The sequence below is a fragment of the Kitasatospora sp. NPDC092039 genome, assembly GCF_044756065.1.
Taxonomy (GTDB): Bacteria; Actinomycetota; Actinomycetes; order Streptomycetales; family Streptomycetaceae; genus Kitasatospora.
Window position 1 is genome coordinate 521,817 of the sequence record NZ_JBIVSD010000003.1, and the last position, 19,595, is coordinate 541,411.

General features: G+C 75.8%; 21 protein-coding genes and 4 tRNA genes. 12 read left to right on the forward strand and 13 right to left on the reverse strand.

Features of this window, described 5'->3' with window-relative positions; all coding sequences use genetic code 11:
* Positions 1–96: 96 nt before the first annotated feature.
* Positions 97–615, forward strand: coding sequence for a SigE family RNA polymerase sigma factor (locus tag ACIQI7_RS08645; RefSeq protein WP_401106446.1), 519 nt, complete (start codon positions 97–99; stop codon positions 613–615).
* Complete coding sequence (locus tag ACIQI7_RS08650) at positions 612–1,493, forward strand: hypothetical protein (RefSeq protein ID WP_401106449.1); 882 nt, start codon at positions 612–614, stop codon at positions 1,491–1,493. Before ACIQI7_RS08645 ends, ACIQI7_RS08650 begins: the two co-directional genes overlap by 4 nt.
* A gap of 54 nt (positions 1,494–1,547) precedes the next feature.
* Here ACIQI7_RS08650 and ACIQI7_RS08655 read toward each other — a convergent pair whose 3' ends face one another.
* A complete protein-coding gene (locus ACIQI7_RS08655; protein ID WP_401106452.1) occupies positions 1,548–2,504 on the reverse strand; it encodes a LysR family transcriptional regulator in 957 nt (318 codons plus the stop codon).
* Between the two features lie 494 nt (positions 2,505–2,998).
* Between ACIQI7_RS08655 and ACIQI7_RS08660 the strand changes: the two genes are divergently transcribed.
* Positions 2,999–3,919: a zinc-binding dehydrogenase gene (locus tag ACIQI7_RS08660; RefSeq protein ID WP_401106455.1), complete on the forward strand. Its 921-nt coding sequence runs from the start codon at positions 2,999–3,001 to the stop codon at positions 3,917–3,919.
* A 51-nt stretch (positions 3,920–3,970) separates the two neighbouring features.
* Positions 3,971–5,029 (forward strand): alpha/beta hydrolase family protein, encoded by a 1,059-nt coding sequence (locus ACIQI7_RS08665; RefSeq protein ID WP_401106457.1) that lies wholly within the window; start codon positions 3,971–3,973, stop codon positions 5,027–5,029.
* Between the two features lie 45 nt (positions 5,030–5,074).
* Here the strand turns inward: ACIQI7_RS08665 and ACIQI7_RS08670 are convergent, their stop codons facing one another.
* From ACIQI7_RS08670 to ACIQI7_RS08695, 6 genes are all read right to left on the reverse strand, one after another.
* Positions 5,075–5,560 (reverse strand): DUF3995 domain-containing protein, encoded by a 486-nt coding sequence (locus ACIQI7_RS08670; RefSeq protein ID WP_401106460.1) that lies wholly within the window; start codon positions 5,558–5,560, stop codon positions 5,075–5,077.
* Between the two features lie 91 nt (positions 5,561–5,651).
* Positions 5,652–6,017: a Uma2 family endonuclease gene (locus tag ACIQI7_RS08675; protein ID WP_401106463.1), complete on the reverse strand. Its 366-nt coding sequence runs from the start codon at positions 6,015–6,017 to the stop codon at positions 5,652–5,654.
* Between the two features lie 125 nt (positions 6,018–6,142).
* Positions 6,143–6,216 (reverse strand) — tRNA-Phe (locus ACIQI7_RS08680).
* Positions 6,217–6,243: 27 nt separating this feature from the next.
* A tRNA-Asp gene (locus ACIQI7_RS08685) sits at positions 6,244–6,317 on the reverse strand.
* 63 nt (positions 6,318–6,380) lie between these two features.
* Positions 6,381–6,453 (reverse strand) — tRNA-Glu (locus tag ACIQI7_RS08690).
* Positions 6,454–6,577: 124 nt separating this feature from the next.
* Positions 6,578–6,919 carry a metallopeptidase family protein gene (locus tag ACIQI7_RS08695; RefSeq protein ID WP_401106905.1) on the reverse strand — a complete coding sequence of 114 codons (342 nt, stop codon included), beginning with the start codon at positions 6,917–6,919 and terminating at the stop codon, positions 6,578–6,580.
* A 70-nt stretch (positions 6,920–6,989) separates the two neighbouring features.
* Here ACIQI7_RS08695 and crcB (ACIQI7_RS08700) point away from each other — a divergent pair, with 70 nt between their 5' ends.
* From crcB (ACIQI7_RS08700) to ACIQI7_RS08720, 5 genes are all read left to right on the forward strand, one after another.
* Complete coding sequence (gene crcB / locus ACIQI7_RS08700) at positions 6,990–7,505, forward strand: fluoride efflux transporter CrcB (RefSeq protein WP_401106464.1); 516 nt, start codon at positions 6,990–6,992, stop codon at positions 7,503–7,505.
* Complete coding sequence (locus ACIQI7_RS08705; RefSeq protein WP_401106466.1) at positions 7,502–7,894, forward strand: DUF190 domain-containing protein; 393 nt, start codon at positions 7,502–7,504, stop codon at positions 7,892–7,894. Before crcB (ACIQI7_RS08700) ends, ACIQI7_RS08705 begins: the two co-directional genes overlap by 4 nt.
* On the forward strand, positions 7,891–8,265 hold the full coding sequence (crcB, locus tag ACIQI7_RS08710; protein WP_401106467.1) for a fluoride efflux transporter CrcB: 375 nt from the start codon (positions 7,891–7,893) through the stop codon (positions 8,263–8,265). Before ACIQI7_RS08705 ends, crcB (ACIQI7_RS08710) begins: the two co-directional genes overlap by 4 nt.
* Before the next feature lie 1,088 nt (positions 8,266–9,353).
* The gene (locus ACIQI7_RS08715) at positions 9,354–11,615 is read left to right on the forward strand and encodes a DEAD/DEAH box helicase (RefSeq protein WP_401106470.1); all 2,262 of its coding nucleotides are present in this window, start codon (positions 9,354–9,356) and stop codon (positions 11,613–11,615) included.
* Positions 11,616–11,790: 175 nt separating this feature from the next.
* Positions 11,791–12,618 carry a TIGR02452 family protein gene (locus ACIQI7_RS08720; protein ID WP_401106473.1) on the forward strand — a complete coding sequence of 276 codons (828 nt, stop codon included), beginning with the start codon at positions 11,791–11,793 and terminating at the stop codon, positions 12,616–12,618.
* 35 nt (positions 12,619–12,653) lie between these two features.
* Here the strand turns inward: ACIQI7_RS08720 and ACIQI7_RS08725 are convergent, their stop codons facing one another.
* On the reverse strand, positions 12,654–12,989 hold the full coding sequence (locus ACIQI7_RS08725; RefSeq protein WP_387759059.1) for a hypothetical protein: 336 nt from the start codon (positions 12,987–12,989) through the stop codon (positions 12,654–12,656).
* A 124-nt stretch (positions 12,990–13,113) separates the two neighbouring features.
* On the reverse strand, positions 13,114–14,208 hold the full coding sequence (locus ACIQI7_RS08730) for a hypothetical protein (RefSeq protein WP_401106476.1): 1,095 nt from the start codon (positions 14,206–14,208) through the stop codon (positions 13,114–13,116).
* Between ACIQI7_RS08730 and ACIQI7_RS08735 the strand changes: the two genes are divergently transcribed.
* Positions 14,182–14,766 carry an RICIN domain-containing protein gene (locus tag ACIQI7_RS08735; RefSeq protein ID WP_401106908.1) on the forward strand — a complete coding sequence of 195 codons (585 nt, stop codon included), beginning with the start codon at positions 14,182–14,184 and terminating at the stop codon, positions 14,764–14,766. The genes ACIQI7_RS08730 and ACIQI7_RS08735 overlap by 27 nt on opposite strands.
* Before the next feature lie 34 nt (positions 14,767–14,800).
* On the opposite strand, the gene ACIQI7_RS08740 is transcribed toward ACIQI7_RS08735, so the two are convergent.
* From ACIQI7_RS08740 to ACIQI7_RS08750, 3 genes are all read right to left on the reverse strand, one after another.
* The gene (locus ACIQI7_RS08740; RefSeq protein ID WP_401106479.1) at positions 14,801–15,496 is read right to left on the reverse strand and encodes a tyrosine-protein phosphatase; all 696 of its coding nucleotides are present in this window, start codon (positions 15,494–15,496) and stop codon (positions 14,801–14,803) included.
* Between the two features lie 110 nt (positions 15,497–15,606).
* A complete protein-coding gene (locus ACIQI7_RS08745) occupies positions 15,607–16,368 on the reverse strand; it encodes an SDR family oxidoreductase (protein ID WP_401106480.1) in 762 nt (253 codons plus the stop codon).
* A gap of 10 nt (positions 16,369–16,378) precedes the next feature.
* Positions 16,379–17,614, reverse strand: a complete 1,236-nt coding sequence (locus ACIQI7_RS08750; RefSeq protein ID WP_401106482.1) for a DNA glycosylase AlkZ-like family protein — start codon at positions 17,612–17,614, stop codon at positions 16,379–16,381.
* 125 nt (positions 17,615–17,739) lie between these two features.
* Between ACIQI7_RS08750 and ACIQI7_RS08755 the strand changes: the two genes are divergently transcribed.
* Both ACIQI7_RS08755 and ACIQI7_RS08760 read left to right on the forward strand, forming a co-directional pair.
* Complete coding sequence (locus tag ACIQI7_RS08755; protein WP_401106485.1) at positions 17,740–18,519, forward strand: DNA polymerase beta superfamily protein; 780 nt, start codon at positions 17,740–17,742, stop codon at positions 18,517–18,519.
* A gap of 47 nt (positions 18,520–18,566) precedes the next feature.
* Positions 18,567–18,642: transfer RNA gene (locus tag ACIQI7_RS08760), tRNA-Lys, on the forward strand.
* Between the two features lie 214 nt (positions 18,643–18,856).
* On the opposite strand, the gene ACIQI7_RS08765 is transcribed toward ACIQI7_RS08760, so the two are convergent.
* Complete coding sequence (locus ACIQI7_RS08765) at positions 18,857–19,450, reverse strand: hypothetical protein (protein WP_401106486.1); 594 nt, start codon at positions 19,448–19,450, stop codon at positions 18,857–18,859.
* Positions 19,451–19,595: the final 145 nt, after the last annotated feature.

Genomic DNA, 19,595 nt, shown 5'->3' on the forward strand with positions numbered 1-19,595 from the left:
CGAGCCCCTCCAGTGTCACAGCCGTCGGCGGCGAATCGCGAACGACGGGCAACGGTCCACGGCCGTCCCGGGCTCCGGGGGTGTGAGGAGGTGCTCATGGGAGCCCACAAGACCGCACGGGACGAGGAGTTCCGGACGTTCGTCGGCAGCGCGTGGTCACGGCTGTTCAGGACGGCGTACCTGCTCGCGGGGGACCGGCACGGCGCGGAGGACCTGGTCCAGCAGGCGCTGGAACGGGCGTACGCGGCCTGGAACCGGGTGCGCGCGGCGGACGACCCGTACGCCTACGTGCGCCGGATCGTGATCAACGAGCACGCCAGGAAGTTCCGGCGGCGGCTGGTCGAGTACCCGGTCACCGCGTTCCCGGACCGCCCCGCGCCGGCCGGCGCCGACCCGGACGACCGGGCCGTGCTGCTCGCCGCGCTCGGCAACCTGCCGCCGCGCCAGCGCCAGGCCGTGGTGCTGCGGTACTGGGAGGACCTCAGCGAGACCCAGACCGCGGCGGCGATGGGCTGCTCGGTCGGCACGGTGAAGAGCCAGGCGGCCAGAGGCCTGGCCAAGCTCCGGGGCGCCGCCTCACTCATCGGACTGACGAGCGTCGGAGGGACAGGATGAGCAACGATTTCCGGTTCGGGGACGCGGTGGACGGCGACGAGCCGGCCACCGTACGGGCCCTGGGCGAACTGGCCGGGAGCGTCGACGTCGGAGCGGCCCCGTACGACCGGCTGGTCGCCGGGGGCCGGCGGCGGCTGCGGCGCCGGCGGCTGCTGACCGCCGCGGTGGCGGCCGCGCTGGTCGCGGGCGTCGCCGGCGGGACGGCGGCGCTCGGCGAACACGGGCGCACCGCCGGCTCGACCGTGGTGGTGGCGGCCTCCGGCGCCGTGGCCGCCGCGTCCGCCGCACCGAGCGCGACCGCTGCCGCCCGGGACCCGTTCAACCCCGTGCGGGTCAAGGTCGCCGAGGGCACGGCCAACGGCCACGCCTGGCAGGGCTGGGCCGCGCTGTGGCCGACCACTCCCGACAAGGGGGACTACGCCAGGCAGGCCCGGCTGATCCAGGCGGAGCGCCAGCAGGCCAACCCGAAGGTGAAGCCGGTGTCCCAGAAGGACATCGACGACAACTGGGACACCCGCCTCGACTGGGTGAACTACTACTACACCGTGGACGGGAAGCGGCAGGTGGACGACTCCCTGCACGCGGTCTCCGCCCCGGGCGGGTTCCCGGCCGCCGTCGGCGGGGCGTCGCTCGGGGTCGACGACGGGTCGGGCGTCCCGCCGGTGGTGATCCAGGGCGTCCAGGCGGAGGTCGCGAAGGTCGTGATCGCCTGGAAGACCGGTGGCACCACCGAGGCGGTGCCGGTCGCGGTCGGGGACTCCCCGTTCCGCTACTTCTCCGTCCTCGCGAAGCCGGGCACGGACCCCGCGACCGTCACCTACTACGCGGCGGACGGCTCGGTGGTGCGCACCTTCGACCAGTGGCTCCGGACCTCCTGAGCCGACGGCCGGCGGGGGCGGCGGGACCGTCGGGGCCGGCTGCCGGGGCGGCCGTCACGGGTTGAGCGCGGCCTGGTCGGCGTCCGGGAGCCAGTCGCGGGCCGGGTCGTACTCCAGCCAGCGGCTGCGGGCCGCCTCGGTGGTGAACGCCCTCAGCAGGTCGTCGAGCCGGGGCTGCGGGTCGGTGTCCGGGCCGGTGCGCCAGAGGAGCGACCAGGCGTAGAGCGGGGTCGGGTCCACCAGCGGGACGGTGCGGACGCCCGGGCGGGCGGGGAGCGGGCCGTCGGCGGGGACGAGGGAGAAGCAGTCCGGGTCGGCGCGGACCTGGTCCACGAAGTGCTCCAGGCCCAGGTTGGTCGAGCCGACCCGGCGGGAGATCCCGAACCGGGCGGCGAAGCGGGTGAGGAAGTCCAGCCGGTCCACCGCCGCCGGGTAGCGCAGCACACCGCCCCGCAGCTCGTCCGGGCGCAGGACGTCCCGGCCGGCCAGCGGATGGTCGGTGCTCAGCAGCGCGTCCACCGGCTCCAGCCGGACCAGCCGGTGCGTCAACTCGCCGTCGTAGGCGGGAAGTCGGTGCACCCGCCCGAACCCGGCGTCCGACTCCCCGCGCAGCACGGCCGCCGCGACGGACGGCAGGTCCCGGCCGGGCGCCGGCTCCACCTGCAGCCCCGGCGCGGCGTCCACCGCCTGCGCGAGCGTACGCATCGGGGCGTACAGGTGCCCCCACACGTCGATCCGCAGCGGCCGCGCGGCGCACCCCACGGCGGCCACCGCCCGCTCCCCCTGGGTCAGCGCCCGCCGGGCCGGCTCCAGGAACCGCCGCCCGGCCCCGGTCAGCGCCACCCCGCGCGCGTCCCGCTCCAGTAGCCGCACCCCCAGCACCGCCTCCAGCCGTGCCACCCGCTTCGACAGCCCCTGCTGGCTGATCCCCAACCGCCCGGCCGCCCGCCCGAAGTGCGACTCCTCGGCGGCGACGACGAACGCCCGCACCTGCGCCAGATCCAGATCCACCCGGGCACCCTAGCCGCGCCCTCCGATCGGGCGCCGCGCCACGCGCCCTGCCGGGCCGGGGCGCGGTGCCCGCTCCGGCGTGGCCCTTCCCGTGCACGGGCACGGACCTGGCCGTTGCCGCCACCGGGCCCTCCCGTTGGGTCGTGCTGTCGTCCTGTCGTCCTGTCGTGCTGTCCTGCCGCGGTGCCGCCTTGCAGTCTTACCGCCTTGCCGCCGACGCCCACCTGCTCCGGCGCCTGCCCTGTCGCGGTGGTCGGTCCAGCGGCCCCGGCCCGTTCCCCTTCGGCGGAGGCGCTGGCCCCGCCCCGTTCCCCTTCGCCGGGCCGCCCGCCCTGGCGCATCCCTCCTCGACGGGCCGACCCACCGGCTCCCCGCGTCTCCCTCACGCCCCCTCCCCGCAGCACAACCGCTGGTTGTCGTCGGCCTCCTCCGGTTGTTGGACCGGCCGGTGCGGGGCGGGGTGAGGTGTGGGGGTGGCCGACGGAGGAGTGGGGATGAAGGCGCTGGTGGCGACGGGGCGGGCGGCGGAGCCGGTGCGGTTCGCGGAGGTGGAGCAGCCGCGGCCGGGGCCGGGGGAGGCGCTGGTGAAGGTGGAGGCGTTCTCGGTGAACCGGGGCGAGACCTTCCAGCTGGAGGCGCCCCGGGCCGGGTGGCGGCCGGGCAAGGACGTGGCCGGGCTGGTGGTGCAGGCCGCCGCCGACGGGTCGGGGCCGGCGGCGTGCCGCCGGGTGGTGGGGCATCCGCCGGCCGGTGGGTGGGCCGAGTACGTGTGCGTCCCGACGTCCTCCCTCGCCGAGCTGCCCGACGGCCTGGACGCCGTCCGGGCGGCCGCGCTGCCGCTGGCCGGCCTCACCGCGCTGCGGCTGCTCCGGACCGCGGGCCCGCTGGCCGGGCGGCGGGTGCTGCTGACCGGGGCCTCGGGGGGCGTCGGGCACTACGTCACCGAGCTGGCCGCCGCGGCCGGGGCCGAGCTGACCGCCGTCACCGCCTCCCCGGAGCGCGGGCGGCGGCTGGTCGAGCTGGGGGCGGCCGAGGTGGTGCACGAGCCGGCCGCGGCGCGCGGGCCGTACGACCTGGTGCTGGAGTCCACCGGCGGCGCCGCACTGCCGGTCGCGCTGGCCCGGCTGGCCCGGCGCGGCACCCTGATCTGGTTCGGCCAGGCCTCCCGGACGCCCGTCACGCTCGACTTCTTCGACTTCTTCAAGGGCCCGGAGTCGGCGATCGTCCGGCACTTCCACTACGCGGACTCGGACGTCTCCGACGGCGCCGACCTGGCCACCCTGGTGCGCCTCACCCGGGAGGGGCGGCTCACCCCGGAGCTCGGCCGGGTTGCGCCCTGGGCGGAGACCGCCGCCGTGCTCACCGACCTGCGCGAGCGCCGGGTCCGCGGCAAGGCCGTCCTGACCCTCGCCTGACGCCCGCTGCGCACCATCCGACGACCCGACGACCCGAAGGGAACCCCCGCCGTGCCCGACCTCTCCTTCCTCGACACCCCCGGCCTGCTGCCCGCCTTCGTCGAGGAGAACCGCCCGCGCGCCCACGGCGCCGGCCTGGACCCGTACGAGTACGACCGGGTGACCGCCCCGCTGGCCTCGCCGCGCGACTGGCCGGCCGCCTGCCGGGCCGCCGGCCACCGGTACGTCGCGACGGCGGCACGGGCCGCCGCCGAGGGCCGTGCCGTCACCGCCGGTGAGGCGTACCGGAGCGCCGCCCGCTGGTACCACTTCGCCGGGCTGCTCCCGCACCCCGACCGGGCCGCCGCGGCCGAGGCCGCCGGCGAGGCCGACGAGGCGATGCGGCGGGCGCTGGCGCTGCTCGACCCGGACGCGGAGCGGGTCGAGGGCGAGGGCTTCGCGGGCTGGCTGCGCCGCCCGGCGGCCGGCCGGGGAGCGGCCCCGGTGGTCGTGGTGGTGCCGGGGATGGACTCGGGCAAGGAGGAGTTCCACGCGGTGGCCGAGGCCCTGCTCGCCCGGGGCGTCGCGGTGCTCGCCGTCGACGGGCCCGGGCAGGGCGTGCTGGCCGCCGCCGGCGCGCCGGAGCCGAGGTACCACCGGGTGGTCGGCCGCGCCCTCGACGCGCTGGCCGGTCGGCCGGGGCTGGACCTCGCCCGGGCCGCCGTGATCGGCCTCAGCCTGGGCGGCTACTACGCGGCCGAGTCCGCCGCCCGCGAGCCGCGGCTGCGCGCCGCCGCCGTGGTCAGCGGCCCGTACCGGCTGGACTGGGACGGCCTGGTGCCGTTCGTCACCGCGACCCTGGCCCAGCGCTGCGGCGGGTACGAGGCGGCCCGCGCCTTCGCCGACCGGGTCGACCTGACCGCCCTCGCGCCGGGGATCACCGTCCCCCTGCTGGTGGTCGAGGGCGGCGAGGACCGCATCCCGGGCGTCACCCCCGCCACCGCCCTGGCCGAGCGCGCCCCGGCCGCCGAACTGCTGCTCGTGCCGCACGGCAACCACCTGCTCGGCACCGCCCTGCCGGACTGGCTCCCGGCCACCGCCGACTGGCTCACGGAGAAGCTGACCGGCTGACCGGCTGACCGGCTCACCGGCTCACCGGCCGACCCGCCGACCGGCTCACCGCGCGACTGACCGGCCGGGCGCCCGGCGGCCGAGCGAGGCGACGGCGAACAGCAGGCCGCCGGCCAGGAAGAACGGCTCGTAGCCGAAGGTCGCGAACCGGGCCATCGCGTCCAACCCGGCCGCCGAGCGACTGCCGACGGCCAGCGCGATCCAGTCCGGCACGGACGGCGCGGCGTGCAGCACCAGCAGCGCGGTGGTGCCCCACAGCGCGACGTCCAACAGCCGGGCCGGCACCCGCGCACCCCACCGCCGCAGCGGCGCCAGCGCCACCGCCGCGGCCACCGCGCACAGCGGGATCGCGAGCACGTCGATCACCAGCAGCGGCGTGCTGCTCCACACCGACCACCCCTCCGGCAGCCCCAGCCGCCCGTCCGCCAGCCAGTACACGTGTACCAGCGCGAAGGCCACCGACCACCCCGCCGCCGCGTACCCGGCGCCCCGCGCCACCCGGTTCCAGCCCGTGTCCCGTGTCGTCCCCATGCCGCCCACCGTCCCGCGCCGGCCCACGCCGCCGGATCGTCCCGGGGGCGGTACCCCCTCCCCCTCCGGGGGGAACCGGGGGCGGCCGGCGTCAGTACGGCAGCAGCCCGTCGGTGACCAGGTCGAAGTCGAAGGGCTCCGGGATGTGCAGCGTCTCGCCGTAGGCGACGTCCTCACGCCGGTGGTACCGGGTGCCGTCCGGCCTGCTGAAGAGGGTGACGGTCTTCTCCCGGGCGTCGATCAGGAGGTACAGCGGGATGGCCATCAGCGGATAGTCACGCAGCTTCCCCACCCAGTCGTTCTCGGGGTTGGAGGGCGAGACCAGCTCGACCGCGATCGCCGCCAGCTCGGCGGGCACCTGGTTGTCGGTGATGGTGTCCCCGGAGAGCTCGACCTTGAAGCCGTCGGGCAGGCTCCTGCGGGCTTCCTCGAGGAGTTCGAAGTGTTCCGGGGCCATGAGCGCGAAGCCTCCTGAGCCGAATGAACCGAATCCACCGGTGCCGGACACCCAGCGTAGTCGGCCGCCGGGCCGGTGGAACGACGAAGCCCCCGTAGCGAATTCGCTACGGGGGCTTCCGGTTGTGGCCAGGGCCGGGGTCGAACCGGCGACCTTCCGCTTTTCAGGCGGACGCTCGTACCAACTGAGCTACCTGGCCGTACTGCACCGTCTCTTGCGAGACGAGCGATCCCGACGGGACTTGAACCCGCGACCTCCACCTTGACAGGGTGGCGAGCTAACCAACTGCTCCACGGGACCTAGAAGTGGCGAACCACTCAGGGTCTTGCGGTCTTGCGCACTGCACTTTACTACGGTACTGCGTGCCCCCAACGGGATTCGAACCCGTGCTACCGCCTTGAAAGGGCGGCGTCCTGGGCCACTAGACGATGAGGGCTTGTGGCCTGTCCCGCTGTTTCCCAGCGTTCGGGGACGTCGAGAAGCATATGGGATGCGGGGCGGATCGCCAAAACGGGTTTCGGCCGGGTGGGGGTGGGGCGGGTCGGAGCGGGGGCCGGAGGTCAGGACCAGCCGAGCTCGTCGAGCTCGTGGTCGTCGAAGCCGAAGTGGTGGGCTACCTCGTGGATGACCGTGGTGCGGACCTCCTCGACCACCTGCTCGCGGGTGTCGCAGTGGCGCAGGGTGGGGCCGCGGTAGATCAGGATGCGGTCGGGCAGGACGCCCGCGTACCACTCGCCGCGCTCGGTGAGCGGGGTGCCCTCGTAGAGGCCGAGGAGTTCGGGGTCGCTCGGGTCGGGTTCGTCCTCGACGAAGACCGCGACGTTGTCCATCATGGCCGCGAGCTGCGGGGGGATCTGGTCGAGGGCGTCGGCGACCAGTGTCTCGAACTCTTCCCGGGTCATCTCCACCGGATCATTGTCCGGTGTCGGATGACGGTGTGCCAGGTGGCGGAGACCGGTGTTTGATGGGGTTATGACGACCTCGGAGGACGCGGTGGACGGCGCCGCGGACGGCCCCGCGGCGGGGGGTCCGGTCCGGACGCCGCCGGCCGCGGCGCCGGCCCGGGGCCGGCCGCCGGTGCTGCGCGGGCAGGGGCCCGCGGTGGCGGTGGTCGCGGCGGGCGGGGCGATCGGGGCGACCGCGCGGTACGCGGCCGGGCTCGGCTGGCAGACCGGGCCGACGGCCTTCCCGTGGACGACGCTGCTGGTCAACGTGGCCGGCTGTGCGGTGATCGGGGTGTTCCTGGTGGTGCTCACCGAGGGGCGCCAGGCGCATCCGCTGGTGCGGCCGTTCTTCGGCACCGGCGTGCTGGGCGGTTTCACCACCTTCTCGACGTACGCGGTGGACGTTCGCCGTCTGCTGGAGAGCGGACGGCCCGGCCCGGCCGTGGCGTACCTCGGGCTGACGCTGCTGGGCGCGCTGCTCGCGGTGTGGGCGGCGGCCGGATTGACCCGGCGTCTGATCCACCGGGCGGGGGGCGCGCGGTGAGCCGGCTGGGCGGGCCGGCGCTGCGGCTGACCGTGCTGATCGGGGAGAGCGACCGGTGGCACCACCGGCCGCTGTACAGCGAGATCGTGCACCGGGCCCGGGCGGCCGGGCTGGCCGGGGCGAGCGTGTTCCGGGGGATCGAGGGGTTCGGGGCCTCGTCGCTGGTGCACACCACGCGGCTGCTGTCGCTGAGCGAGGACCTGCCGGTGGCGGTGGTGATCGTGGACCGGGAGGAGCGGGTGCGGGCGTTCCTGCCGCAGCTGGACGGGATGGTGGCGGAGGGCCTGGTGCTGCTGGACCGCTGCGAGGTCGTGACCTACGCGGGCCGGGAGCAGGAGCAGGAGCAGACGCCGGGCCGGGAGCCGGGCCGGGGGGAGACGGCGGAGTGAACTGGCTGCTGGTGGTGGCGGGCGCGGTGGTCGGCGCGCCGCTGCGGTACCTGGCCGACCGGGCGGTGCAGTCCCGGCACGACTCGGTGTTCCCGTGGGGCACGTTCACGGTGAACGTGGTCGGCTGCCTGGTCCTCGGACTGGTGACCGGTGCGGTGGCGGCGGGCGCGGCCTCCTCGAAGGTCCAGTTGCTGCTGGGGACGGGGCTCTGCGGGGCGCTGACCACCTACTCGACCTTCTCGTACGAGACCCTGCGGCTGGCCGAGACCGGCGCCGGGCGGTACGCGCTGGCCAACGCGGCCGGCAGCGTGCTGGCCGGGCTGGCCGCGGTGTACGCGGGTGCGGAGCTGGCCGCGGCGCTCTGGGGCTGACCGGGCCCGGAGCCCCCGCCGCTCCCGCCACGCCCACGCCCCCGCCGGGCGAGCTTGGGCGCTGCCCGTGTCCCGCCGGGCCGGGCGCGCGTTGGGCACCGAAAGCGGCCGCGCGCGAGTGGGCGGCCCGGGTGGGGCGGTAGAGAGGGACCTCAGTGGCTTCGGTACGGGCGGCACGGACGGTGCGGGCGGTACGGGCGGTGCGGATGCGGCTGGCCGCGGCGCGTACGGCCCCGGGGCGGGCGGCGGCGGTCCCGCCCTCGCGCGCGGTACGGGCGGCGGCGCTGCTGACGGTGGCCGGGCTCGGGCTGACCGGGTGCATGTCGGTCGGTCCGGCGGCGGAGGAGAAGCACGGCGTGGCGCCGGTCGGGCAGGCCGGTCCGGCGGTGCGGCCGGGGGCGACCGGCGGGCCCTCGGCCTCGCCGGGCGCCGGGCACCCGGGCGGGGCCTCGGGGCGCCCGGAGCGGGCGGGGGGCCTCCAGGGCGAAGGCGGGTCGGGCGGGGCCGCCGCGCAGTCCGGCGGGGCGGCCCCGGGGGCGAACGGCGCGGTGGCCGGGCTGGTGCCGGTGCCCGGGTCGGGCGCGCCCGACGGCGGCCCGGGCGGCGGTTCGGCGGGCGGTGCGAACACGAGTCCGGTGCCGCATCCGGGCGCGGGCACGGGCGGGTCCGGTGGCACGACGGCCTCCGGGGGCGCAGGCGGGGCGGGCGGCACCGGGGAGGGCCGCTCCGGCGGCGGTTCGGCCGGGACGCCCTCGGCGACCGCGAGCAGCCGCCCGTCGAGCACCCCCGCGCCCGAGCACAGCTCGCCGGCCGCGACCGTCCCGCCGGCCCCGGACCCGACCGCCGGCAGCTCCGGTTCCTCGGCCCCGACTCCTCGTGCGGCCGGGCAATAACGGATTGAGCAGGGCATTTGCCTCCGATCCTCAGGTTCGTCTATGGTGGTAGATCGTTCGTTTGATCCATTTGACTGGCGCCCTAATCCCAACTGGCGCCCTTGGCGCGTTCCGGCGATCCGTGGCTGACCGCATAGAGGCGGTTGTGAAACAGAACCCCGGACTTTGGCGCGTGCCACTTCCGGAAGGTTTTGCATGTCTCTCGTTGACGACGCCCGCTTCGCCATGCCCGCGAACGAGGCCGCCGCCGATGTCACCGACTCCGACGACACCAACGACACCGCCGTGGACGAGGTGATCGCCGAGGCCGTGGAGGCCACCGAGGAGGCGGCCGCCGAGCCCACCATCACGTTCGGCGACCTGGGCCTGCACGACGACGTCGTGCGCGCCCTCGCCAAGCGCGGCGTCACCACCCCGTTCCCGATCCAGGCCGCGACCATCCCGGACGCCCTGGCCGGCAAGGACGTGCTGGGCCGTGGCCGCACCGGCTCCGGCAAGACCCTCAGCTTCGGCCTGCCGCTGCTGACCCGCCTCGCCGACGGCGAGCGCACCAAGCCCAAGCACCCGCGCGGCCTGATCCTGGTCCCGACCCGTGAGCTGGCCATGCAGGTGGCCGACGCCCTGGAGCCGTTCGGCTCGGTGCTCGGCCTGCGCCTCAAGGTGGTCTGCGGCGGCACCTCGATGTCGAACCAGATCTACGCGCTGGAGCGCGGCGTCGACATCCTGGTCGCCACCCCCGGCCGTCTGCGCGACCTGCTCAACCGCGGCTCCGCCAAGCTGGCCGACGTCCAGACCGTCGTGCTCGACGAGGCCGACCAGATGGCCGACATGGGCTTCCTGCCCGAGGTCACCGAGATCCTCGACCAGGTGCCGGCCGGCGGCCAGCGACTGCTGTTCTCCGCCACCCTGGAGAACGAGATCGACACGCTGGTCAAGCGCTACCTGAAGAACCCGGTCACCCACGAGGTCGACCCGTCGGCCGGCGCGGTCACCACCATGACCCACCACATCCTCGTGGTGAAGCCCAAGGACAAGGCGCCGATCACCAACGCGATCGCCGCCCGCAAGGGCCGCACGATCATCTTCGTCCGCACCCAGATGGGCGCCGACCGCGTCGCCGAGCAGCTGATCGAGGCCGGCGTGAAGGCCGACGCGCTGCACGGCGGAATGACCCAGGGCGCCCGTACCCGCGTCCTCGGCGACTTCAAGGACGGCTACACCAACGTCGTCGTCGCCACCGACGTCGCCGCCCGCGGCATCCACGTCGACGGCATCGACCTGGTCCTGAACGTGGACCCGGCCGGCGACCACAAGGACTACCTGCACCGCTCCGGCCGCACCGCGCGGGCCGGCCGCTCCGGCGCCGTCGTCACCCTGGTGCTGCCGCACCAGCGCCGTGGCGTCTTCCGCCTGATGGAGGACGCGGGCGTCGACGCCTCGCGCCACATCCTGGACCACGCCTTCGACGCCGAGGTCGCCAAGATCACCGGCGCCCGTTCGCTGACCGAGGTCCAGGCGGAGAGCGCCGCCAACATCGCCGGTGCCGCCGAGCGCGAGCTCGCCGACATGACCCGCCAGCTGGAGCGCGCGCAGCGCCGCGCCGCCGAGCTGCGCGAGGAGGCCGACCGCCTGGCCGCCCGTGCGGCGCGCGAGCGGGCCGAGCTGGGCATCGAGGACGAGGAGCCGGCCGCCGAGGCCGGGTCCGACGAGTCGGCCGCGACCGAGGCCGCTCCGGCCGTCGCCGAGGCCGCCGCGCCGCAGACCGAGGAGCGCGCCCCGTCCTACCGCGAGGCCCGCAGCGAGCGTCCGGCCTTCGGCCGTGACCGTGACCGCGACCGTGGCGGCGACCGGGACGACCGCCGTTCGGGCGGCTTCAACCGCGACCGCGACGACCGTCGTTCGGGTGGCTTCGGTGGCGGCCGTGACCGGGACGACCGTCGCTCGGGCGGCTTCGACCGTGACCGCGGCGGCGACCGCGGTGGCTTCAACCGTGACCGCGACGACCGTCGTTCGGGTGGCTTCGGTGGCGGCCGTGACCGCGACGACCGTCGCTCGGGCGGCTTCGGCGGCGACCGCGGCGGCTTCAACCGCGACCGTGCCGGCTTCGGTGGCGGCCGTGACCGCGACGACCGTCGCTCGGGCGGCTTCGACCGTGACCGCGGCGGCGACCGCGGTGGCTTCAACCGCGACCGCGACGACCGCGGCGGCCGCTCCTTCGGCGACCGTCCGGCCCGCTCCTTCGGTGACCGCCCGTCCTTCGGCCGGGACCGCGACGAGCGCGGCGGCAGCAGCCGTCCGTTCTCGCGCCGCGACGACCACCGCTCCGGCGGCCGTCCGCAGTCCGACCGCGGTGGCTTCAACCGTGACCGCGGCGGCTTCGGTGGCGGCCGTGACCGCGACGACCGCGGCGGCCGCTCCTTCGGCGGCGACGACCGCAAGCCGCGCTGGAAGAACTGACGCCGCACCGGCGGTAGTCGACCGCCGGCCGCGCTGAACGCACGAAGGGCCCGCTCCGTCCCCGGAGCGGGCCCTTCGCGTTCCCCCGAACACCTCGCGTGCCCCCCGAGGCGTTGTTCTGGGAGTGAGAATAACCTGTGGCGCCCGTGTGCGGTAGTCCCGTAGCGTCGCCGTCATGAGCAGCAGACTGCACGACGTGGCACGGGTGAACGAGGAGATCGCCGCGCGGGGGAGCTACCGGACGGCCGGGGGCGAACTCGTGCGGGTGGGCGAGGAGTTGGCGGCGGCGAAGGCCGGCACGGTGTCGTACGCGCCGGACGGCCTGGCCGCGCTGCTGGCCGCCGGCGACCGCGGGCCGGGCCCGGCGGAGGGGCGGGTCGAGGTGACGGCCGAGGGCAGCGTCCAGGCCGCCCGCCGACTGGTCGAGGCCGGGGCCGGGCCGGTCGGGGTGCTGAACTTCGCCTCCGCGCGCAACCCCGGCGGCGGCTACCTGCGCGGCGCCCGCGCCCAGGAGGAGGACCTCTGCCGCAGCGCGCTGCTGTACAGCTGCCTGCTGGAGGCGCCGGACTACTACGAGGCGCACCGGGCCTGCGCCGACCTCCGGTACAGCCACCGGGTGATCGTCTCGCCCGCGGTGCCGGTGATCCGGGACGGGCGCGGCGAGCTGCTGGCCCAGCCGTACCCGGTCACCTTCCTGACCTCGCCCGCGCCCAACGCCGGTCAGCTGGAGCGGCGTTCGGCCGGGACGGACGTCCGGGGCGTGCTCGCCGAGCGGGCCGTACGGGTGCTCGCGGCGGCGGCCCGGCACGAGGTGCGCACGCTGGTGCTCGGCGCCTGGGGCTGCGGGGTGTTCCGCAACGACCCCGCGCAGGTCGCCGAGGCCTTCGAGGGGGCGCTGGCCCGGTACGGGGCGGCCTTCGACGCGGTGGTCTTCGCGGTCTGGGACCGCTCGCCGGTCTCGGCGAACCGGGCCGCCTTCGAGGCCCGGTTCGGCGCGAGGTGACCGTCCGGTAGCGGGCCGCCCCCCGCAGCGGCGGGCTACCTCCGGCGGGCGGAGAGCGCCGTCGCGGCCGTGGAGGCCGCCGCGACCACGGCGGTCACGGCGAAGACGGACGGCCAGGCGCCGATCCGCTTCGCCAGCGGGTGCGAGCCGCCGAAGGCCGCCACGTACAGGCCGGTCAGCGCGGCCGCGGTGCCCGTGCCCGAGCTGCGGCGCCACTGCGCGGCCGCCCCGGCGCCGGCCACCGCCAGCACCGCGCCGCCCAGTTCGCGCCGGCCGCTCCAGCGGGCGGCGCCGTAACCGCCGACCAGACCGCTCGCCGCGGTCAGCGCGGCGGGCGCGGCGGCCGCGAGCACGTTGGGGACCTTCGCCATCGTCGACTCCACTCGTAGGCGCGTTGGGCCGTGTCGTTCTCCGACCCTAACCCGCTGAACGGGCGGAGCCCCCGGGGCCTCCCGGCGGACGCCTCCGGGCAGTGCGCGACTGCCGCCGGGCCTCCTACCGGAACGCCTCGGCGGGCGTCTGCCCCGGCACCGTGGAGGCCAGCAGCCGCGCCGCCTCCGCCGGGTCGAGCACCCGCTCCAGCCGCAGGTCGCCCGGGACCTCCTGGATGAACCGCCCGGCCGACCAGCTCCGCTCGTACGGCAGCGGCTCCAGGACCAGGGTGCGCACGCCGTCCACCACCGGGATGTCGCTGGGCGTCCCCTCGTTCCAGATCCAGGAGCCGTCCGGCGCGACGAGGTTGAAGGCGCCGGTGGCGATCACCCGGCGGCCGTCCAGGTAGGCCGTCCGGGCCAGCGCCACCACCTCGCGGTCCTGCGGGGTGCCGGGCAGGTGGCCGCCGCCGATCAGCACGTCGGCGAGCAGGGTGTGCAGCTGGAAGGTGTCGCTCAGGCCGCTCATCCGCAGCAGGTAGCCGGTGCCGGTGGGGCGGTCGAGCACCAGCAGCGGCTCGTCGTCCAGCATCAGCGCCAGGTGGACCAGGCCCTTGAAGTCGTGCTGCTCGCCCTGGTAGCGGTCGAACAGCTCCAGGACCACCTCGGTCACGCCCGAGGCGCGGGCCTCGGTCCGGACCTCCGCGTGGGTGTACACCGCCCAGGCGGCCTGCTGCCACAGGTGCAGCGTCCACCAGGCGACCACGGCCAGGTGGGCGTGCCAGTCGTCCAGGTGCGCCGGGTCGGCGATCCGCTCGTGCGCCTCGGCCGGATCGTCCTCCTCCGCGCTGGGCAGCGGCCCGCCGCCGGTGGCGACCCAGCGCCGCACCAGCAGCTGGGCTCCGGTCAGCGCCCCGCGCAGGCCGGCCAGCACCGGGCCGGAGCAGGCGACCGGGTCGGCGCCGTGCTCCACGCAGGCACCCACCACCATGGCCAGGTGGGCGCGGGGGAACGGCGGGGCGTCCGGCAGCAGCGCCGCCAGCCGGGGGCCGGCGGCCGCCCGCTCGGCCGGGTCGGCCGCGCCGAACAGCCCGCCGACCAGCCCGAGGGCGGGCCCGAACCGCTCCTCGTCCCCGGCCGCGACCACGGCCTCCAGGGCGGTCACGGCTTCGGTGAAGGCGGGCTGTTGACGGTGCGGCGGTATCTGCTCGGTGGACATTCGCCGCAGCATAGGGGGCCGGGCCGGTCCGGCGGAAACTCCTCAGCGCCCGGCCCGCCCCGGTCGGGTCCGGGGCCTGTCGGTGCCCGGTGGCAGACTTCGGCCGTGACTGACTCCGCGATCACCGACGGCAGCTACCTCGTCCGCAACGTCGGGAGCGGCCTGCTGCTGCGGGTCGCCGACGCCTCCCGGCGCCTCGGCGCCCGGATCGTCCTCGGCGCGGACGACGGCGGTGACGCCCAGCTCTGGCGCCTCACCGCCGTCCACCCGGGCGGCGCGCTGTTCCACATCGAGAACGTCGGCAGCGGCAGGCGCCTGGACGTCACCGGCGCCTCGACGGAGGACGGCGCCCGGATCCAGCAGTGGTCCGCCAACGCCTTCGGCGCCCAGGAGTGGCTGCTGGAGGCCCACACCGACGCCCCGGGCACCTACACGGTCACCAGCTTCGTCAGCGGCAAGCCCCTGACGGCGGGCGACACCCCGGAGGCCGACGTCCACCAGCGCGAGGACGCCGACGTCCCGGCCCAGTGGTGGCGCTTCGAGCGCCGGGAGGGCTGAGGCCCGGTCGGGCGCCGGACGGGCTGAGGCCCGGTCAGGCCGAGAGGTTGGCGTGCAGGGCGTCGAGTTCGGCGTCCGTCACGCCGTGGTGGCGGAGGTAGCCGGAGACGGTGCCGTGGCGGTCGTGGATCCAGGCCAGGGAGGAGGCGAGGAGTTCGGCGCCGACCGGGCGGGAGACGCGTTCGGCGCCGGTCTCGTCGGTGTACGGGACGGGGCCCCTGTCGAGGCCGAGCCCGATGTTGGAGAGCAGGAAGTCCGCGGTGATCTCGGCCTCCGAGGCGCCCAGCAGGGACTGGACGACGGCGATGGTGAGCCCGGTGCGGTCCTTGCCGACGGCGCAGTGGACGACGGCGGCCAGCGAGTCCGGGGCGGCGAGCCGGCGCACCACGGCGGCGAGCGAGGGGCCCGCCGTCTCCGCCATGAAGGGGTAGAGGGCGGCCTGGTCCTCGGGCCAGGGCCGCCCGGCGTCCTGGCGGTCGGCGGGCAGGGTCGGCAGGCTGAACGCCTCGTGGTCGAGGCCGTGCCGCCGGTCCGGCCAGACCTCCAGCTCGACCGCGCTGCGCAGGTCGAAGACCGTCCGCAGGCCGAGCGCCCTGAGCCGCCGGGCGCCGTCCTCGGTGAGGGCGTGGAAGGACCCGGAGCGGTACAGCACGCCCCGGCGGAGGGCGCCGATCCCGCCCGCGTCGCGGAAGTTGCGCACACCGGGGATGTCGATGAAGACGTCGGTCATGGCACCACCGTACGGGCGGGCGCGGGCGGGCGGAAGGAAACCGCAGGGGGCCGCCCGGTGGCGGGACGACGTCGGCCGGAACCGGCCGCCGCCGGTGTCCGACCGGCCGCTCATCGCCCGCCGGAGACCTCCAGGAACGCCCCCGTGGTGTACGAGGCGGCCGGGGAGAGCAGGAAGAGGATCGCCTCGGCGACCTCCTCCGGACGCCCGCCGCGCCGCATCGGCAGACCGGGCGCGACCCGGTCGACCCGGCCGGGCTCGCCGCCGAGCGCGTGGATCCCGGTGTGGATCAGCCCCGGCCGCACCGCGTTGACCCGGACGCCCTCGGCGGCGACCTCCAGGGCGAGGCCGCGGGTCATCGAGTCCACCGCGCCCTTGGCGGCCGCGTAGTCGACGTACTCGTTCGGCGAGCCGATCCGGGAGGCGGCCGAGCCGACGTTGACGATGGCGCCGCCGCGCCCGCCGTACCGGGTGGACATCCGGCGGACGGCCTGGGCCGCGCACAGGAACGGGCCGGTGATGTTGGCGGCCCAGATCCGGTTCAGCCGGTCCTCGTCGATCTCCTCCAGCCGGCACTGCTTCTCCAGCGTGCCGGCGTTGTTCACCAGCCCGGTGAGCGGGCCGAGTTCGTCGTCCACGGTGGTGAACAGCCGCTCCACCTCGGCGCTGCGGGAGACGTCGGCGCGGACCGCCAGGGCGGTGCCGCCCTCGGCCCGGATCGCGTCCACCACGGCGGCCGCCGCGGCCTCGTCCGTACGGTAGTTGACGCAGACCCGGTGGCCGCGGCGGGCGGCCAGCAGGGCCGTGGCGGCACCGATTCCGCGGCTCGCGCCGGTGACGATCAGGACCTCGTCGGTCGGGGTGGTCGGCATGGCCCGTACGCTACCCGGCGGCCCGGCCGGGGGCACCCGCGGCGGCCTCCCGCAGGGCCGCGATCTTCGGGGCCCGGCTCCTCGGCGAGTCCAGGCCGAAGCCGCGGGCGTCGCCCAGTTCGTCCCGGACGAAGGCCTCGGTGCGGGCCGCCGCCCGCCGCAGGGCGTCGTCGGGCGGGACGAAGGGCAGCAGGACGAGCTCGGCGCGCTGGGTGTCGTACTCCCAGAGGCCGACGATCCGGCCGCGGTCGAGCACCACGTGGGTCTGCGGGTCCGCCTCGGTGCCGAAGGCGCGCCCGGCCCGGCCGGCCGGCAGCGGTCGGGCCGCGTCGGCGGGGTCGAGCAGCCGGGGCAGGTCGCGGTGCAGCAGGTGGATGCCGTCGATGCCGGCCAGCAGGGTGTAGTGCGGCTCGTCCGGCACCTCGAACCCGGCGTACTCCTCGGCGAGTGCGGGCGGCACCAGCAGCTCCGAGCCGGGCCGGAGCGGCACCAGGCCGGCCTCGGCGACGGCCCGGCGGGCGGTGGCGGCGGTGAAACCGGAGAACCAGCGGAAGTGCCGGAGGGTGGCCGGGCCGGCCCAGGAGAAGTAGCGGCGGGCGAGGTCGACGGCGTCCCCGGCGACCGGCTGGTCCCAGCCGACGTAGCCGTAACGCTGCTGGTCCAGACGGCCGTTGACGGGCACCCGGCGGATCCGGCCGCGGGACTGCAGCAGCCCGAGGGCGAGCGGCAGGGTGGTGGTGAGGCCGCGCCTGCGCCCCGGTTCGCCGAGCGGCCGGACGGCGTCGCCGACCGCCTCCCGGATCGCGGCCGGGTCCAGCGGGCGGTCCTCGGACAGCACCCGCTCGACGGCCAGGCAGAGCTGCTCCACCTCGTCCCGGCCGACCCCCAGGTGCTTCTGCGCGGCGGCCAGCTCACCGGCCGGCGCGGCCGCCCCGGCGGCCAGGCCGAGCGCGAAGTCGGCGGCCGGCAGCACGTACGTGCAGCCGCGCGCCGAGGGCAGCTCGTGCACCTCCAGCCGGGCCGCCGCCGCGTCCACCGCCGCCCGGCCGAGGCCGGCCCGGGCGAACAGGCCCAGGTACGGCGCCGCGCCGCCCACCGAGCGGGCCCAGCCGGTGGCGGCCAGCACCTCGGCGGCGGAGGCGCCGGTGCGCGGGCGGTCCAGCCACTGGCGGTGCGACCACCAAGCGCGCAGCTTCGCGGCCTCGGCGGCCTCCGGGGGGTCGTCGGGGTGAGGGTGCTGCTCCATGGGGCCCAGTATCGGCGGCCGGGCGGGCCCCGGACCGGAATTCGCTCGCCCGGCGCGGCCCGCTCCGGCGAGGATGCCCGGACGAGGACGCGGTGTCCGCCCGTCCGTCCGAGAGGAGACCGCCGATGTCCGCCGTCCCCGCTGTTCCCGGTCTGCCCGGCGCGCCCGGTACGGTCCTGCTCTCGGGCATCGTCGGCTCCACCGCGTACGGCTTCGCCCACGCCGGCTCCGACGTCGACCGGCTGGGCCTGTTCGCCACCCCCACCGAGGAGTTGCACGGCCTGCGCCGCCCCGCCGAGTCCCACGTCGGCACCGCGCCCGACGTCACCCTGCACGAGGCCGCCAAGTGGTGCCGGCTGGCGCTGAGCTGCAACCCGACCGCCTCCGAGCTGGTCTGGCTGCCGGACGGGCTGTACGAGGTCCGCACCCCGCTCGGCGACGAACTGGTCGGCCTGCGTTCGGCGTTCCTCAGCGCGCCGGCCGTGCGCAACGCCTACCTCGGCTACGCCGACCAGCAGTTCCGCAAGCTGCTGACCCGGGACACCACCGACCCGGCCACCCGCCGTCGGGCCGCCAAGCACGCCCGGCACCTGGTCCGGCTGGTCGAGCAGGCCGTCCGCCTGCACGGGACCGGCCACAACCTGATCCGGCTGCCCGACCCCGAACGCATCCGCGAACTCGGCGAACGCATCGCCGACCGCCCCACCCTCGCGGAGGGCCTGCTCGCCGACGCCGCCGAGCGCCTCGCCGGCCCCGGCGTGCTGCCCGCCGCCCCCGACCCGCGCCCCGTCGAGGCCTGGCTCCGCCGGGTCCGCGCCGCCCACTACACCCCGCCCCAAGTCCCGCTCCACCACCCCGGCACGCCCGTGCAATCCACTGGCGGAGCCCTGGGCCCCACCGGGTAGGATCGCCGTGGTCCTTCCACCCGGCATCCCGGGCGCGCGGGGGCCGCGGGCCACTAGCTCAATTGGCAGAGCTGCGGACTTTTAATCCGTAGGTTCAGGGTTCGAGCCCCTGGTGGCCCACCAACGAGAGAGCCGGGTCAGACACCAACTGACCTGGCTGTTTTTACATTTGATGCTTCCTCGCGCCCCGCGTCGGCGCCCCATTCGGCCTTCAATTTGCCCGCTTTGTCCTCGTGCGGGGATGGAGCGGGGATAGCGCCCCCAGAGCGCCCCCGACTGGCCCCTCTCCACCCACGTCCGGGGCAATCCAGCAAGATCCACGTCCGGGCCGACTCCTCTACCCCTCGTGTGTATCTGCGGTGGGGACGGCCGGACGCACTCCCTGCCCGTCGTGAACCAGCCAGGCGACCTGCTTGTCCTCTCCCCATCGGCAGTAGGCGATCCAGGGCATCGTCGGCGCCGGCCTACGGACGGCCGTCACCAGCCCGGACCGCCACGCACCGGCGACCCTGATCCACGCCAACTGCCAACGCTCCTGGTCGCTCTGGTCCGCACCTGGGGGCGGTGCGAGTTCGCGCGGCACGGCTACGGCATCGCGCCACTGGCCGAAAGACGGTGCGCCCGGCGGCGCCGCTTCGCCGGGATCGGGCAGCGGCCGGATGGTCGCGTCGGAGAAAACGAACCACCCCCACCCGTCGTCGGGATTGGAGCTCCACATCACGTGGACGACCCACAGCGGACTGCCTGGCGGTCGCCGCCAGACGGTCAGCATGGCCGGCTGCCAGCGTCCCTGCCGACGGATCTCGACCAGCCGCCACTGCCTGCGGTCGCGGCTGAACCCCGGCAAAGTCATCAGAGCCTCGGGCGCGACCTCGGCGTCGGTCTGCTGCGCCTCCGGATCGGTTGGGGCTGAGGGGTTGGGGGACGTCATGGCTCCATTATTCGATTGCACGTTCGAGTGGCCAAGCGTCAAGGGCTAGGGTTGCGGTAGATCCATAACGATTCGATCGCGGTGGTGGAGGGCTTGCGGAGCGTGATTCGACATATACGCAGGTCAAAGTGCTTTCGCTGACGCT

Bases quoted from the DNA above. Each gene is read 5' to 3' on its own strand.
- ACIQI7_RS08645 (WP_401106446.1), top strand. From the start codon at position 97: ATGGGAGCCCACAAGACCGCACGGGACGAGGAGTTCCGGACGTTCGTC.
- ACIQI7_RS08695 (WP_401106905.1), bottom strand. From the start codon at position 6,919: ATGACCCGGGAAGAGTTCGAGACACTGGTCGCCGACGCCCTCGACCAG.
- ACIQI7_RS08740 (WP_401106479.1), bottom strand. From the start codon at position 15,496: ATGACCGACGTCTTCATCGACATCCCCGGTGTGCGCAACTTCCGCGAC.
- ACIQI7_RS08765 (WP_401106486.1), bottom strand. From the start codon at position 19,450: ATGACGTCCCCCAACCCCTCAGCCCCAACCGATCCGGAGGCGCAGCAG.
- ACIQI7_RS08650 (WP_401106449.1), top strand. From the start codon at position 612: ATGAGCAACGATTTCCGGTTCGGGGACGCGGTGGACGGCGACGAGCCG.
- ACIQI7_RS08755 (WP_401106485.1), top strand. From the start codon at position 17,740: ATGTCCGCCGTCCCCGCTGTTCCCGGTCTGCCCGGCGCGCCCGGTACG.
- ACIQI7_RS08670 (WP_401106460.1), bottom strand. From the start codon at position 5,560: ATGGGGACGACACGGGACACGGGCTGGAACCGGGTGGCGCGGGGCGCC.
- ACIQI7_RS08675 (WP_401106463.1), bottom strand. From the start codon at position 6,017: ATGGCCCCGGAACACTTCGAACTCCTCGAGGAAGCCCGCAGGAGCCTG.
- ACIQI7_RS08725 (WP_387759059.1), bottom strand. From the start codon at position 12,989: ATGGCGAAGGTCCCCAACGTGCTCGCGGCCGCCGCGCCCGCCGCGCTG.
- ACIQI7_RS08750 (WP_401106482.1), bottom strand. From the start codon at position 17,614: ATGGAGCAGCACCCTCACCCCGACGACCCCCCGGAGGCCGCCGAGGCC.
- crcB (WP_401106464.1), top strand. From the start codon at position 6,990: ATGACGACCTCGGAGGACGCGGTGGACGGCGCCGCGGACGGCCCCGCG.
- ACIQI7_RS08730 (WP_401106476.1), bottom strand. From the start codon at position 14,208: ATGTCCACCGAGCAGATACCGCCGCACCGTCAACAGCCCGCCTTCACC.
- ACIQI7_RS08715 (WP_401106470.1), top strand. From the start codon at position 9,354: ATGTCTCTCGTTGACGACGCCCGCTTCGCCATGCCCGCGAACGAGGCC.
- ACIQI7_RS08660 (WP_401106455.1), top strand. From the start codon at position 2,999: ATGAAGGCGCTGGTGGCGACGGGGCGGGCGGCGGAGCCGGTGCGGTTC.
- ACIQI7_RS08745 (WP_401106480.1), bottom strand. From the start codon at position 16,368: ATGCCGACCACCCCGACCGACGAGGTCCTGATCGTCACCGGCGCGAGC.
- ACIQI7_RS08720 (WP_401106473.1), top strand. From the start codon at position 11,791: ATGAGCAGCAGACTGCACGACGTGGCACGGGTGAACGAGGAGATCGCC.